General features: G+C 46.1%; 12 protein-coding genes. 5 read left to right on the forward strand and 7 right to left on the reverse strand.

The window, feature by feature from the left end; genetic code table 11:
* Positions 1 to 110: 110 nt before the first annotated feature.
* Complete coding sequence (gene cobA, locus Q1A86_RS06040) at positions 111 to 926, reverse strand: uroporphyrinogen-III C-methyltransferase (RefSeq protein WP_299804151.1); 816 nt, start codon at positions 924 to 926, stop codon at positions 111 to 113.
* A gap of 412 nt (positions 927 to 1,338) precedes the next feature.
* Here cobA and Q1A86_RS06045 point away from each other — a divergent pair, with 412 nt between their 5' ends.
* The 3 genes from Q1A86_RS06045 to Q1A86_RS06055 all read left to right on the forward strand — a co-directional run bounded on the left by Q1A86_RS06045 (position 1,339) and on the right by Q1A86_RS06055 (position 4,856).
* Positions 1,339 to 2,304, forward strand: coding sequence for a phospholipase A (locus tag Q1A86_RS06045; protein WP_299804154.1), 966 nt, complete (start codon positions 1,339 to 1,341; stop codon positions 2,302 to 2,304).
* A 94-nt stretch (positions 2,305 to 2,398) separates the two neighbouring features.
* Positions 2,399 to 3,880 carry a hypothetical protein gene (locus tag Q1A86_RS06050; RefSeq protein WP_299804157.1) on the forward strand — a complete coding sequence of 494 codons (1,482 nt, stop codon included), beginning with the start codon at positions 2,399 to 2,401 and terminating at the stop codon, positions 3,878 to 3,880.
* A 115-nt stretch (positions 3,881 to 3,995) separates the two neighbouring features.
* Positions 3,996 to 4,856 (forward strand): PA4780 family RIO1-like protein kinase, encoded by an 861-nt coding sequence (locus Q1A86_RS06055; RefSeq protein ID WP_299804159.1) that lies wholly within the window; start codon positions 3,996 to 3,998, stop codon positions 4,854 to 4,856.
* Positions 4,857 to 5,580: 724 nt separating this feature from the next.
* Here the strand turns inward: Q1A86_RS06055 and Q1A86_RS06060 are convergent.
* The 6 genes from Q1A86_RS06060 to Q1A86_RS06085 all read right to left on the reverse strand — a co-directional run bounded on the left by Q1A86_RS06060 (position 5,581) and on the right by Q1A86_RS06085 (position 13,562).
* Positions 5,581 to 6,132: a redoxin domain-containing protein gene (locus tag Q1A86_RS06060; RefSeq protein WP_299804162.1), complete on the reverse strand. Its 552-nt coding sequence runs from the start codon at positions 6,130 to 6,132 to the stop codon at positions 5,581 to 5,583.
* Positions 6,133 to 6,289: 157 nt separating this feature from the next.
* Positions 6,290 to 6,715, reverse strand: a complete 426-nt coding sequence (locus Q1A86_RS06065; protein ID WP_299804164.1) for a DUF3010 family protein — start codon at positions 6,713 to 6,715, stop codon at positions 6,290 to 6,292.
* Between the two features lie 114 nt (positions 6,716 to 6,829).
* Positions 6,830 to 8,554, reverse strand: a complete 1,725-nt coding sequence (locus Q1A86_RS06070) for a hypothetical protein (protein ID WP_299804167.1) — start codon at positions 8,552 to 8,554, stop codon at positions 6,830 to 6,832.
* 675 nt (positions 8,555 to 9,229) lie between these two features.
* Positions 9,230 to 9,985 (reverse strand): phosphoadenylyl-sulfate reductase, encoded by a 756-nt coding sequence (locus tag Q1A86_RS06075; RefSeq protein WP_299804170.1) that lies wholly within the window; start codon positions 9,983 to 9,985, stop codon positions 9,230 to 9,232.
* Complete coding sequence (gene cysI / locus Q1A86_RS06080; RefSeq protein ID WP_299804172.1) at positions 9,978 to 11,675, reverse strand: assimilatory sulfite reductase (NADPH) hemoprotein subunit; 1,698 nt, start codon at positions 11,673 to 11,675, stop codon at positions 9,978 to 9,980. The genes Q1A86_RS06075 and cysI overlap by 8 nt, the downstream gene beginning before the upstream one ends.
* 90 nt (positions 11,676 to 11,765) lie before the next feature.
* On the reverse strand, positions 11,766 to 13,562 hold the full coding sequence (locus tag Q1A86_RS06085; protein ID WP_299804174.1) for an assimilatory sulfite reductase (NADPH) flavoprotein subunit: 1,797 nt from the start codon (positions 13,560 to 13,562) through the stop codon (positions 11,766 to 11,768).
* Between the two features lie 344 nt (positions 13,563 to 13,906).
* Between Q1A86_RS06085 and Q1A86_RS06090 the strand changes: the two genes are divergently transcribed.
* Complete coding sequence (locus tag Q1A86_RS06090; protein WP_299804177.1) at positions 13,907 to 15,109, forward strand: Re/Si-specific NAD(P)(+) transhydrogenase subunit alpha; 1,203 nt, start codon at positions 13,907 to 13,909, stop codon at positions 15,107 to 15,109.
* Positions 15,109 to 15,384: an NAD(P) transhydrogenase subunit alpha gene (locus Q1A86_RS06095; RefSeq protein ID WP_012153916.1), complete on the forward strand. Its 276-nt coding sequence runs from the start codon at positions 15,109 to 15,111 to the stop codon at positions 15,382 to 15,384. The genes Q1A86_RS06090 and Q1A86_RS06095 overlap by 1 nt, the downstream gene beginning before the upstream one ends.
* Positions 15,385 to 15,388 lie beyond the last annotated feature (4 nt).

Raw genomic sequence — 15,388 nt, forward strand, 5'->3', positions numbered from 1 at the left:
GAGATCATTGAGTTAGCCGAGCCGTTACGTTAAGGCGTAACCAATTTAAGCTATCGATTCATTCGGTTGTGTCGCCAACTCTGTCAATGCAGTCATCATTTGATCTGAGTTTATTTCAGTTGTGCGGCTAAATCAGAATTCTTAATCAGCTCTGCCTGTGGCGTAAACCAATTTAGGCTATCGGCTAACTCAACCACTTCACCGATTACCATCAAAGCGGGCATTACAAGCTCTGGATGACTGGCTAGCTCATCAATATTGTCTAGGTTACCGATAAACACCCGCTGCTCACTCGTGGTCGCTTTCGATACGATGGCAACTGGCGTTTCGGCTTTTCTGCCCGCACTGAGCAAGCCCTGCTTAATTAGTCCAGCGTTTAAGATCCCCATGTAGATCACTAAGGTATTGTTAGGGTTGGCGTAACTCTGCCAATCCATAGGGCGACTCTCTAACTTGCAATGACCGGTAATAAAGCTCACGCCTTGGGCATAATCTCTGTGAGTGAGGGGAATACCTGCATACGCCGCCGTACCACTTGCAGCGGTAATCCCAGGAACAACTTCGAAATCAACACCCGCCTCGACTATGCTTTCTAGCTCTTCACCGCCGCGACCAAAAATAAACGGATCGCCGCCTTTTAAGCGCACCACATTCTTGCGAGTGTAGGCCTTGGTCACTAATAGCTGATTAATCTCGCTTTGCGCGGCGCTATGAAGGCCAGCCCGTTTACCCACGGCGATTTTCTCAGCATTTTTAGGGATTAACGCAAGGATATCGTCACTGACGAGTGCATCGTAAAGTACCGCGTCGGCGCTTTGCAGCACACGATAGGCTTTTACCGTCAGCAGATCGACATCACCAGGACCGGCTCCCACTAGCCATACTTTTCCTCCAGCGGCTTGACCCGGTAAAGTTACAATCTCCATCGCGCTACCTCACTCTGATTTCTTGTAGTGAAATATAGCCGCCTCCTTATTCCATAATAAATAGATATTTATTAGTTGTTATAACTTTTTGTTATTTAAGAGGTGTGCGTGTAGAGACAAAAACTGAATTGACCTATGTAACGCATTGTATAAAAAGAGTTAAATCCATTCATCCAATTCGTTTGTTCCGATGAGCTAATACTAAGGTGACTTTTAGCACTAACTTATTGCATTTAGATCTAATCTGGGCGGTATTTTAATTGCGAAATATGAGCTTGGTCCAAGTTAATCCACAGCAAAACCGATAACGACTCAGTTACTAATTTGCTGAATAACTGTTAATAGCTAAGATGGCTAGGTAGAATCTTTCGCATAAGAAGATGAAACTGCTTAAACAAATTCAGGGAATGCGATGAACAAATTAGCTGTGCTACTGTTAGCCTCTGGCTTGTGCTGCTCTTTTAGCCTTTATGCTCAAGGTGAGACCCAAACGAACAAGGGTAAAGAAAGCGAGACTGAAGTAAGTGATTCCGATATTGAAGTGAAACCCAACAAAGAGGTGTCCCTTTTAGATAAACGGATCTCGGAAGAACGTGCGACCGATGAACTGCCTTATGTCATCACGCCCCATAAAGTTAATTATATTCTCCCAGTCACCTACAGCAAATCGCCCAATATGGCGCCTTTTGCAGAAGAAGCTGCCGAGCACCCTTTTACCTTAGATAACATGGAAGCCAAGTTTCAAATCAGCTTTAAGTTTCCACTTTGGCATAACGTGTTTGGCGACAATGGCCACCTATTTGCAGCCTACACCAACCAATCCTATTGGCAGGTTTACAACAAGGATATCTCCTCCCCCTTCAGGGAAACCAATCACGAACCCGAGATCTTCATGCTCTTTACCAACGACTGGCAAATTGGCCCGCTGAAAAACTCATTTTGGGGATTAGGCGCAGTGCACCAATCAAACGGTCAATCGGGCTCACGTTCACGCAGCTGGAATCGGTTATATGGCACCATGGTTTTTGATAATGGCCCTTTTGCATTAGAAGCTAGAGCATGGTGGCGCATTCCTGAAGATGAAAAGGAAACGCCTCAGTCACCTAAAGGCGATGACAACCCTGATATCACCGACTATATGGGCAATCTAGAGGTTACTGGAGTATACGGTATTGACGATCACAGGTTCAGCCTGATGGTACGTAACTATATTCAAAAACCTAACTATGGCGCGCTTGAGTTCACTTGGAGCTACCCGATTTTGGGGAACTTAAGACTTTATACTCAGTATTTTAATGGCTACGGTGAAAGTTTAATCGACTACAATGTACATAACCAACGCATAGGTATCGGAGTTTCGATTAACGACATCTTATAGTCGACACTTTCTAATCGACAAGGTTAGCTCGATATCAAAAGCGTCTTTAACAGGCTAAAAGTAAAAGCTTTAAGCCTGCCTTACAAGGATGGTTATGACGTTGAGCTATAAAGGCATATTTGGCGCTTTCACCCTACTTATCTGCATGAGTGGCGCGCTACTCAGCTACCTGTCGTTCTTCCCTGATAAAGTCACAAACGAGCTCAATCATAGGCAATATCAGCAAGATCTTCGCCTATTTCTAAAGGAGACTAAGCAACACTCAGCCTTTGCCGCCATTGAACCTCAGCGCCTGATAACAATCACCGAAACCGTAAACAGACTGCAGCAAAGCTCCCGAGGCTTTAATTCTTCGGCCCTGCTACAACAGCAACTACAACAACTGTTATGCCTGCTCAATGACCCCGGCGCGTTTGCCCTCTCTCATCATTCTACTGAGCTCGAAAGACTTCCTATCGAGCCGGTATTTGATGGTCATAACTGGCAGGCATGGACCAATCAGGGCTGGCTAATGGATCCAGATTTCCCTTACCTGTCACACATTGATGGCATCCCTATTAGCCGCTGGGTACAGGCAAGCCAGCACTATTTGGCAGACTCCCTAAAACACTCTAGCGCTGCGCAGGCTAATTGGTTAAAGCGAATTGGGCAACTTAGAGGTGAGATAGGTCTTAAGGCTAGTAATGACTCGGTTGTGACGCTAACCAATGGTGAAACCAGTGTGCAGCGTCCCCTAACCTTAGTGCTACATGGCAAGCAGCAAGAGTACGCGCTTGTAAACAAAGCGAAGACAAGCGTATACCAAGGTCGGATGTTTCGGTTACCCTCACAGGTCGATGCCGAAACCTTACAGATGCTTACCCAGCAACTGAGCTCACAACAATCGACTAACCACAGCGGCTCGTCGACTTCACCACTCATTATCGACATTCGTGGGATTAAGCAGCCACAACAGTTGCTGACAGCTTGGCTAAGTAAGCACCTTAGCGATAACAACAGCAAGCCTAGACAAAAAGTCATGGCTGTACTGCAATACAAACGCTTTGCCAGCGCCAGAGCCGACCGTATCGCGAATCAATACACATCCATGGAGCAGTTAAGCTTTTTTGAGCAGATCGAACTTAACAATAAAGGCTTTGATAATGCATTAAAACAAGACTCGCAATTTAGTGATTACCTTGTTCGTAAACACCCAGCACTCGATGAGGCGCCGATGGGGGTAAGTCCATTACACGTTTTGCTGCGAATAGATGCCAACTGCGAGCAAGAGTGTGAGTGGATAGCTTTGGCATCAAAAAGTTGGCCTAGAGTCTCTCTAATCGGTGAAACAAGCCGTGGTAGCCTTAGCCCACGTTATCAGTTCACCTTGCCAAACAGCGGTATTCAAATTCAATTTAGCTCTGGGCTAGTCTACAAAACTAATGGCCAGCTGATCTCAGGTGTAGGAGTTTCCCCTGCCATACAGCTACAGCAGCAGGCCTTCAGAAACGATAATATTGGCCAACTTATTACCGAAAAATTATTAGCCAAAATGTCCTCACCAAATATGGGCCCCTTAGCCGCGCTCCCAGAGTGAACAAGCCGTGACTGAAAATCCCTTGAGCTACAATAGTCGGCAAGTTCGGAGATCTTTTTCCATGATTCTAAACGAATTCATTCCATCAATCGGCTAACTAAGGTATAAGAGCCCCATGAAAACCCCAAAACGACTCCAACCTCTGGTTGATGAAGGACTGATTGACGAAGTGATTCGTCCGTTAATGAGCGGCAAAGAGGCCGATGTTTACATTGTCAGATGTGGCGATGATGTTCGCTGCGCCAAAATTTATAAAGAAGCCGATAAGCGTAGCTTTAAGAAGGCCGTGGAATATAGAGAAGGCCGTAAGGGTCGTAACTCTCGCCGCACCCGCGCCATGGAGAAAGGCTCCAACTACGGTCGTCAAGAACAAGAGCAGGCTTGGCAGAATGCCGAAGTTGATGCGCTGTTTCGCCTAGCGAATGCTGGCGTGCGCGTACCAACACCTTACGGTTGTTTCGACGGCGTGTTATTGATGGAGTTGATCACCGATGAAGCGGGTTACGTTGCGCCACGACTAAACGATGTGAGCCTCACTGCTGAAATGGCCACCGCTCACCATGCTTTGGTGATGAAAGATGTGCAACGTATGCTCTGTGCAGGCCTTATTCACGGCGATCTATCTGAGTTTAACGTACTGCTGGATCATACCGGTCCAGTGATTATTGATCTGCCTCAAGCTGTCGATGCCGCGGCAAACAATAATGCTAAACGTATGCTGCTGCGTGACGTTAACAATATGACCCAGTACTACGGTCAATTTGCGCCAGAACTGCTTGGCAGTAAATACGCTCAAGAGATGTGGCTTAAATTTGAATCAGGTGATTTATTGCCTGACACTGAGTTAACAGGCCAGTTTGTTGAAAGTGAACACAGCGCAGACATTGAATCTGTATTGGCTGAGATCCAAGCAGCATTTGAAGAAGAGCAAGATCGCAAAGCGCGCATTCAAGCTGAAACAGAAGATGAGTTTTAATAGCAATCTAGTTATCTGATGCCAATCAACTGATTTTGATTTAAAGAAGCCCTGCGATGTCATCATTGCAGGGCTTTATACTACCTTAGTTTTGTTCGTCAAAGTACACCCACACTTGATCACTGACCTCATCAACATACCTCTATTGCTTGCGATAAATATCGAGTTTACTCACTTCTGGACAAAAGCAATTCACCACGGCGAATATGGCTAAGCCATGCGCTAATAAGCGAGAGATAGCGAACAGGCCGGTAAACACGGATGTCATTGGAACATAGAGGACACGAAGAAAGGCTACAGTTCGCAGTAAGCTCAGATGTCACTACTTCTGTGGAACGCTGTAAAGCCGTCCTTGGCCACTCTGCGGTTTCATCCCTGAAACCGAAGCCCACAGCCGTACCGACATCTGACTATTCACCTCTCCGAATTAGCTACTTCAGATGTTACAAACTCATTTCTGGACATTTCCAAGTTAGAAATCGAACAATTACAGCCTAAACGTAAGCACCAACTACCCTGTGTAGATACGGCTGAAGCCGTCGAAAACATGGATGTTTTCGTTGAGCTTCCAAGGATGGACTTGCTGCGTGTCACGGCAATGTCTGCACATACCCCGCTGGAGGCGATTGATAGCAATGAAGGTGCAATTCATAACTCGCTATCAGATAGCGCTACCCAAATAAATGTAATTAGCCTTCATTCCAAGGCTAATCGAATTTGCGGTTTACTCTTGTATTGCAGAATCTTGATTAACCTTGTCGATATTCAATTCAGCCAAGTTTGCTGCAATATCTTCGGCAGCCGTTTTGTTATTGATGTCTTCATCAATCTTCAAAATCTTGCCATCTTGGCCAATGTAAAAAGTGACACGACTGGCAACGCGAACGAAGTTCAGCACATCATAGGCCTTGGCCGTTTCTTTACTTGGGTCGCTGAGCATTGGAAAATCGGCTTTCTGCTCACGAGCAAACGCTTGGTTATCTTCTAAATCATCGACACTGGCCATCATATAGACGGCATTGAATTCGCGAATAAGATGACCCTTCTCCACTAAAGATTTGCATTCTAATGTGCAGCCATGGGTATTCGCCATCGGGTACCAGGCCAGCACTAAGGTCTGTTTTCCCTTGTAATCACTGAGCTGATAAAAATGACCATCGGTTGCCTGCAACTTAAAGTCTGGTGCCATATCACCGACTTTTAAATCGGTCGCTAGTGCGCTAAAAGGCAGGAGTAGTAATGCGATAAATCCGAGTCTTGAAAGCTGTTTAATCATTGTCTGTCACCTTATAAATAGTCTTATTACCTGCTCAAATTAAACAGGTATTCCCTGTGTATTGTTTTTTTAGCTTGTTACAAACTATCTTAATGCTTTGCTATACGCCATATTCCAGCTGAGGATCAATTCTTTGGCTAATTCACTGTAAAGCAAGTTACTCAGCAAGGCACTCAAACGCTAGATCATAAGCCTTACCTAAATCGACTGTTTTAGGTTTAACCTGTTTGAGTTCACTGCAACGTTTATCAGTGGCTCGCATTGTTGCAGGATGAACAAACTCAACCTCAACATCTATGCTGGCTAAAATGGCCCCTTCCATTAGAAAAGTCCCAGCACCACCCGCACCTTGCCCTGTTGTGGCGCGGCGATTGAGTACTAGTTTAGCGATATAATGCTCGCTGATGTAAGCCTGTAGCTGGGTAACAAAATCTCGTGTTTCTGCTTGGCTAGGGTTTTTAACTAGGCTGAACTTGGTTACCTTTGGTGCGATAACTTGGTGCTCAATTCTACTTCCTCTCAAGGTGACCAACCTAACTTCATTCGCTTTTAAAAAAATACCACTCACGCACTGCTCAGTCATCTTAGCTCCACATTATTACCTATCATTCTGCTGATAAAATAAAAACACCAGCCATAAATGGCTGGCGTTTCTTACACTGCTATTCTAACTCAACTGCCTAATACCATGTATGGCTTATTCGCTTGAACGAGAGTTCATCTTCGAGTCGACTTCGAAACCTTTCTGGTCGATATCGACACTAAACTTAATGCGCATATCATAGTCTTTCATCATTTCTAACTCTTCGGGAACAGGCTCCCCCGTCAACTCGATAAAGGTCAGAAGTGGTTTAAACATCTTCATATAATCGGCTGACATCACCATCAAGCCATTATTAACCAGCTGCTCGCTAGCTAAACTATTAGCAATCGCCTCGCCTTTCGCTCCCGCAAACAAGACTAAATGATTGCCCTTTATCGCCATTTTTGCCGAGATATCCATCTCCGGCGGCATAGGGAACAAACTGCTAAGCTCAATCGCATCGCCATTGGCTGGCAACTGAACGTTGGCCAGTTCAGGCGCTAATGACTTAGCCAAATTAAATAACATAGCTGGGTTTTCGGCTGATAAAGTCACAACCGCATCAACACTGTCTAGCTGTGGGTTATCTAAATCATCACTAATTTGATAGTCAATCAGCGACACTCCAACACCTTTAACACCATTAGCCATACCAGTGAACATGCCTAACATGCCTGGGCTCTGCTGACTCATTTGCGCTTGCATCTCAGCTAAAGGTCCACATTGATACTCTGGCGTTAGCATGTCGTCCCAAATCGCCGTTAAAGATGGCACCATCTGGTTAATGTCGATACCGACACCTAAGGTAAACACACTATTATCATGGTCTTGCACATAAGTAGGAATATAGCCACGCAGCTTTTGATAAGCATCGAGTAGTACTAGGTTATTACTCTCTACGACTGTTCTAAAGCCAAAGGTGCTTTCTGTATCGGTAATCTCTAACTGATCGTATCCGCCTACGGTGCGCGGCCAATTACTCGCAATTGAGGCTAATTCTTGCTGGCATGCAGGGGTTTTAAGCTCGGCAAAAGGGTCTTCGTTGCTCATTTCAAATAGTTTAGAAAGTTGCCCCGCAAGTTGATTGCCATCAGTACTGGTTAACGCAGTCACAATTTCCTGGTGATTAATGTAGCTAATCCCTTCATTGAGGAAACCGTGCTTGTTAATAATATCTTCAATAATATGCGCATCGACAATTGAATTATCGACTGGCGTTAAGCCCAATGCCGTTTCAAGTAGTACGGCATCACTAAAGGAAGTACTTAAGGTTGTGGTTAGCAGGCCATCATGAACAGCGATGACCAGGTTTATCTGATCTTTCTCCCCCTCATCTGTGAGTCGATAGCTGCGATAATCAACACCTTTTAAGTTAGCTTTAGTATGAGTAAAACCGCTGTCGGCTTCTGCTTTATCGAGTAATGCCCAAATAGCGTCGGGCTGTTCAACTTCAATTCGAAGCACTGGCATTGCGCCTAAGGTATAGAAGTAACTGCGAACTTCTTCAGCTAAACCAAAAGTTTTAATAAAGGTGCTGCCATCTTTCATCGACGCCATATATGACTCGGCAAGGCTGACGAGAAACTTGGCTCTCACATCACTTTCTTGCTCAAACTCACCCATAGCATCAGTCGGGAATTGGCGATATGTTTCTGATAGAGAGTTGATATAAGATTTTATCGGGAAAGGCTGCAACTGGGCAGAAAACACTGGGGTGTCTGCAGGTACATAGCTTAGTACCGTATTGTCATTGGTTGATACCTGATCTGCTTGTTGGCTATACCAATAACCACCAGCACCAGCAGCGACAACCACTGCGGCAATAAGCATCTTATTCATTCAAAGCTCCATTTGATATTTCAATTATTCCGATATAAAGCGCTGTAACTTAATCGCATTAGGTTACCGAACCATACTACATCATTGTTGCTGTTTTATACCAATCACTTAATGACAGTGGTCGAGCGGAGGAAGGAAACTCAGGTCAATTGAAGAATGAAAGTAAACAAGAGATGAAGAAAGATTGAAACTGCAGAATGTTAACCCTAGAAACTTAAAACCCCAGATAACCCAACATAGCTGGATTACCTGGGGGGCAACTCGCTTGATAAGCAGGCGCTAGCAAGCCAATCAAAGCACTCATTTCTTTCGTCCCTTGACGATAAAAAATGAGTTTGGTTTATCTGGTTACTGACGGCTCTGCTTGCAAAGTTTAGCTGACCGATGCTTTGCACCCAATCAGTGGAAGACTAAATCTTGCGTATCCTAAATAGGCCAATACAGAACAGTTCCCTAAAACCATCTACGGGAATCTAAAACTATAGCCTAAAAAATTACCTGTGCATAACCCTGTGAGCAAATTTGTACAAAAATAAACTAAAATTAATACTAAAGAACTAAACCCCTTTAGTAACAGAAGCTTACACAACACACTTTTGCATACAATATTACAACTACAGGGCCACGAAGTGGTACGTTTGTACCACTTTAAAAACCCTTAATTAAATCACCAATCTAGATGTCGTAATGCAAACCACATTCACGCTTTAATCCGTTAAAACGGGTCTCTTCTTCGCTCATCCCTAGCTCAAGAGGTTTACTCGAATGAGTATCACCGACAGAGACATACCCTTGCTCCCATAAAGGATGATACGGCAACTCAAACTCGGTTAAATACTCATGCACCTGTTTATTATTCCAATCGATAATCGGCAAGATCTTATAGCGCTCGCCATGAATAGCCAAAATTGGCAGAGCTTCACGGGTACTCGATTGCGAGCGTCTCAGCCCTGCAAACCAAGTACCGACCTCTTGCTCGGCTAAGGCTCGTTGCATCGGCTCCACTTTATTGATCTGGTTATATTTATCCAAACCATCTAAGTCTTGCTCCCACAGCTTACCAAAGCGTGCTTCTTGCCAGGCGGCGCTGAAAGGCGATGAAAACACCTTTAAATTTAGCTTTAACCTTTCGGTCAACTCATCGATAAACTGATAAGTCTCGCTAAACAGATAACCCGTATCGGTTAAGAGCACTGGAATATCGGCTTTTTCGCTGCTCATCAGATGCAACATGACCGCAGCCTGAATACCAAAGCTCGATGACAGAGCATGGTTTCCTGGCAGATATTCTAGCGCCCAACGTACACGCTGTGCAGGGCTTAGCTCGGTTAAAAAGGCATTCACTCGTGCCAGTTCCGCTTGCTGCTCGACCTTAGGAGCGCTCAATAACGCCTCGAGCGCGTCCGCCGAAATCACAGAGTCTTTAGCCATGAAAATCCTTAGCCGCATCGAGTACTGCGGCAACAACGCCGCTGCGTACGGTATAGTTACCAAAAGTTTCGCCCGCTTGACGCTCAGTAACGTATTGCGCGAATAGGCTATCGAGTTCTGCTAGGATCTCTGCTTCTTGAATATTCTCACGATAGAGTTTATTCAAACGAGTTCCTTCAAAACTGGCACCTAGATAAAGGTTATAGCGACCTGGCGCCTTACCCACTAGACCGATTTCAGCCGCAAAAGGTCTAGCACAGCCGTTAGGGCAGCCCGTCATACGGATGACAATACCTTGGTCGAGGAAACCGTGCTTTTCTTGCAGTGCTTCAACCTTAGTTAAAAAGTCAGGGAAGTAACGCTCAGCTTCAGCCATGGCTAAGGCACAAGTTGGCAACGCCACACACGCAATAGAGTGGCCACGGGTTTCAGTGATAAGCTTGCCAAGTAATCCATGCTGCCTTGCTAGCCCTTCAATCAACTCTTTGTCAGCGCTCGGCACACCAGCGATAATAATATTCTGGTTCGAGGTCATGCGAAAATCGCCTTTATGTACCTTGGCTATCTCACGAAGACCCGTCTGCAATGGCTGACCGGGTAAGTCTTTTACGCGCCCCCCCTCGATGAATAGGGTTAAATGCCAGTTATCATCGACGCCTTGCTTCCAGCCATAACGGTCACCGCGATCGCCAATCACCACATCACGCTTTGGCTCAAACTTAATACCGGTACGCGCTTCAATTTCCGCCTTAAAAGTTTCGAAACCATGTTTTACTATGGTGTACTTCAAACGAGACAATTTACGGTTTTCTCGGTTACCCCAGTCGCGCTGAATGGTCATCACAGCTTCGGCAAACTTCAATGTGTCCTCGGCCTTAATGTAACCAAAGTCATCAGCCAAACGCGGGAAGGTAGACACCTCACCATGGGTTGAGCCCATGCCACCGCCAGCCACCATATTAAAGCCCACTAGCTCATCGCCTTCGGCTACGGCCACAAAGCCCAAGTCGTTAGTGTACACATCCACATCATTATCTGGCGGTACGGCAACGGCCATCTTAAATTTACGTGGCAGGTAGCTCTTACCGTAAACCGGCTCCACCTCTTCCCCCTCTGTGGTCACCAGCTTCTCATCATCTAACCAGATCTCGGCGTATGCCTTAGTATGCGGCAACATGTTGTCTGACAACTGTTTGGCATAAGCATAAGCTTGTTGGTGTAGCTTAGACTCGACAGGGTTAGGATTACACATCACGTTACGGTTAACGTCTCCACATGCTGCAATCGAGTCCAGTGCTTCTCGGTCAAGATCTTGAATGATGGTCTTCAAATTACGCTTGGGAATACCATGGTACTGGAACGTTTGACGCGTAGTAAGACGAATACTGTTCGAGCTTGTGAGGTTCGATGCAATTTTATCAACCGCTAACCATTGCTCAGGTGAACATACGCCGCCAGCTACACGGGCACGCAACATAAAGCTGTATAAAGGCTCTAATTTTTGCTCTTTACGCTCATTACGTAAGTCGCGGTCATCTTGTTGATAAAAACCGTGAAACTTGATCAGCTGCTGATCGCCTTCGCTAAATGCACCAGTGACCGCGGTATCTAGGCCTTCTTGAATCGTACCGCGCAGGTAATCACTGTCGGTTTTTAAATATTCGTTTACTGCTAACTTCTGCTCACTCATAGCTAGGTACTCTCTTAAAATTCTTTTCTGCACTCGCGCTAGTTAACTCTAGCGTCGCTCATCATTGCTTTACTCGTTTCAAGCTGAGTCTTAGTAGACGTCTTTTTGGTAACGCTTAGCCGCTCTTAGATCTTCTAGGTACTCGGCAGCTTGCTCTTGGGTTTTGTTGCCGTGCTTAACGACCACATCTAGCAGTGCTTGGTGAACATCTTTGGCCATGCGCTCGGCGTCACCACAGATATAGAAATGCGCCCCAGACTCTAACCACTGCCATAGCGCCTCACCTTGCTCGGCGATCTTGTGCTGGACATAGATTTTATGTTGTTGATCGCGCGAGAACGCCAAGTCGATACGCGATAGCTCGCCGCTTTGCAGGTACTGCTGCCACTCGGTTTGATAGAGGAAGTCTTGCTCAAAGTGAGGATTACCAAAAAATAACCAGGTATTACCCTGTGCACCTTGAGCTGAGCGCTCCTGCATAAACGCTCTAAATGGTGCCACACCAGTACCTGGGCCCACCATGATCACTGGAGTCTCTGGATTTTCTGGTAGACGGAAGTGGTTATTAGGTTCGACATAAACCTGTACCTCTTGACCCTCTTCGGCGGCTGCTAAGAATTGAGATGCACCGCCAAAGCGAGTCACACCATCACGTTCATCTTCGACCTGTGCCACGGTCAAGTGCACCTCAGACTCAACTTCTGCCTGACTCGATGCAATTGAGTAGAGTCTTGGGGTGATGCCACGCAGCAAGGAAGTAAACTGCTCAGCAGTCACCTTAACCGGATACTGACGAACTAAGTCAGCCACTTGATTGCTATTCACAAACTCACGGGTTAGGGCTTTGTCGGCGCTGATAGCCAGTAGCTCGGCATTCTGACTCAATTCAGCCCAACCACTAACTAAGCCAGGATAGAGCTGAGTTAGCTCTTTCTTATTGGTTAGCGCTTCACGCAGGCTCAAGCTATCGCTGCCAATAGCAACAGACTCATCACCATCAAGCGCCAAGGCTTCGAGTAGCTCAGAAACCAGCTCATGGGAGTTAGTAAACCACACGCCTAGTGCGTCACCCGCTTGGTAGTTTATTCCTGACTCGCCAAGTTCAATTTCAACGTGGCGAACGTCTCTATCTGAGTCACGACCCGTTAATTTTTGACTCACTAACAATTCCGCGGTGTATGGCTTTTGCTTGCTGTAGGTTGAGCCTGATGCCTGCGAGCTAGCGATAGAGACCACACTCGCTCCGGCGCTCTGTACTAATGGCTTAACCGCCTCTAGCACATCCGCTTGCCACTGCTGTGATTGCTCCTCGTAATCCACATCACACTCAACCAGAGGCGCAATAGATGTCGCCCCTAAAGCATTAAGGCGAGACTCGAAGTCCTTACCGGTTTGACAGAAAAACTCATAACTTGAATCACCCAGTGCCAGCACAGAGTAATTAAGGTTATCCAGTTTTGGAGCGCGTTTAGAGCTTAGGAATTTATGCAGTTCAATGGCATCATCTGGCGCTTCACCTTCACCATGGGTGCTAACAACCAAAAGCAACAGGCTCTCTTGCTTAAGCTGACGTGTCTTATATTCTCCCATAGACACTAGATTGACTGCATAACCTTGCGCCTGCGCCTTTTCGGCAAGCTCGGTAGCAATACCTCGCCCATTACCGGTCTGACTACCATAAAGAATGGTGATGGTTTGTTCGGCACCAGATTGCGAACCAGCCTTAGCCTGAGGCCCCCCAGCCACTCCCTGCTCGGATGTTGCAGCAAGATAGCCGCTAACCCAAGCAAGTTGAACGGCACTCAGCTCTGCAGTGAGCTGCTTTAATTTATCTACTTGGCCTGCAGATAGCGGCGAAGCAAACGACGAAAGCTCTTTTAACAACATGGAAACGGCCCTGTATCAGTGTAATGTAGGCAAGCTTATCCCCTCCCTTAAAAAGAAAAAAAGAATAAAAGATAATTTTTAATTCGATTTTGGAATATACAAAGCTCAAAAATTAAGCTACAAAAGTAGCTAGTGAGTCAAATAATCCAACTTCCATAGGGTTTGCGAGTGCAAACTTCTATTAAAAAGTGTGGTGCAGCGCAAAGTTTTCAGTCTGACCAGTCCTAAAAATAGGATATTGAAAAATATGCGCTTGTGTCTGGATTTAGAGTCGCCACAATATGCCCCTAATCAATAAATGACATCTGTTCCTACGAATGTCCTCAACTGAGAGGTTTACCTTTGTGAAGCTAGGTCTACCCAAAGAAAGTCACGCAGGTGAAAGTCGCGTTGCGATCATCCCTGCCAATGTGGCCCGACTGCTTAAAATTAATCTACAAGTTCTTGTTGAAAGTGGCGCTGGTAGTAATGCTGGTTTTACCGATGAAGATTATATTCAGGCAGGTGCAACCATAGTATCTCGCGAACAAGTGTTAAGTGACGCGGACATTATTACCCTTGTGAATGCCAAGGACGAACAGCTTGCAGAACTGAAGTCTGTCATCAAGCCAGAGCAAATTGTGATTGGCATGATGGATCCGCTAGCGCATCCAGAAAACGCCCAAACTATTGCTGAAACCGGCGCTACTGCAATCGCACTTGAACTTGTGCCTCGTATCACTCGCGCACAAAGCATGGATATTCTGTCGTCAATGGCAACCATCGCTGGCTATAAAGCGGTATTGCTCGCCGCCCATAAGGCGCCGCGCTTATTCCCTATGATGATGACGGCTGCAGGCACCTTAAAACCTGCACGCGCCTTTATCATGGGCGTAGGTGTTGCAGGCCTGCAAGCTTGTGCGACTGCAAAACGCTTAGGCGCAGTGGTTGAGGCCTATGATATTCGTCCAGCTGCACGCGAGCAGATCATCTCTGTTGGCGCCAAGCCTGTTGAGCTCGACTTGGAAGCAGAAAACACCGAAACCAAAGGTGGCTACGCAGCAGAGCAATCAGATGACTTCCTTAAGCGTCAGCAGCAAGCAATGGCTAACGTGCTTGCTCAGCAAGATATCGTTATCACGACCGCTGCTATTCCAGGCCGTAAAGCTCCTATTCTGATCACCAAAGAGATGGTCGATGGTATGAAGAGCGGCACCATCATTGTCGATCTTGCTGCCGAAACCGGTGGTAACTGCGAACTAACTGAGCTTGATAAAGAAGTGGTTTATAAAGGTGTGACGATTCTTGGGCCATCAAATGTACCGGGCACAGCGGCGAATCATGCCAGCCAGATGTACGGTACTAACATCGAAAACTTGCTTAAGTTACTCGTCAGCAAAGAAGGCGAGCTAAACCTCGACTTCGAAGATGAGATCGTAAAAGACACAGTGGTTGCCCACCAAGGTGAAGTCGCAAGTGCTCGACTACGTGAACTGTTAGGCTTGCCTGCACTTGAAGTTGCAGTCCCAGCCGAAGTACAGATTGAAACGGCTCCGGAGGCTAAATAATGGAAATTTTACTGCTATTAACTCTATTTGTGGTTGCTGTGTTCTTAGGCGTCGAGATGATCACTAAGGTACCACCGACTCTGCATACTCCACTCATGTCAGGTTCGAACGCAATCTCAGGGATCTCGCTTGTGGGTGCATTACTCTCTGCAGGTTCTGGCGCAGGTATTTGGGTCAACGTATTAGGCTTTATCGCCGTGGTACTTGCCACCATTAACGTTGTCGGTGGTTACATGGTAACTAACCGCATGCTAGCTATGTTTAAAAGGAAATAAGCCA

The organism is uncultured Shewanella sp. (assembly GCF_947497935.1).
GTDB lineage: Bacteria > Pseudomonadota > Gammaproteobacteria > Enterobacterales > Shewanellaceae > Shewanella.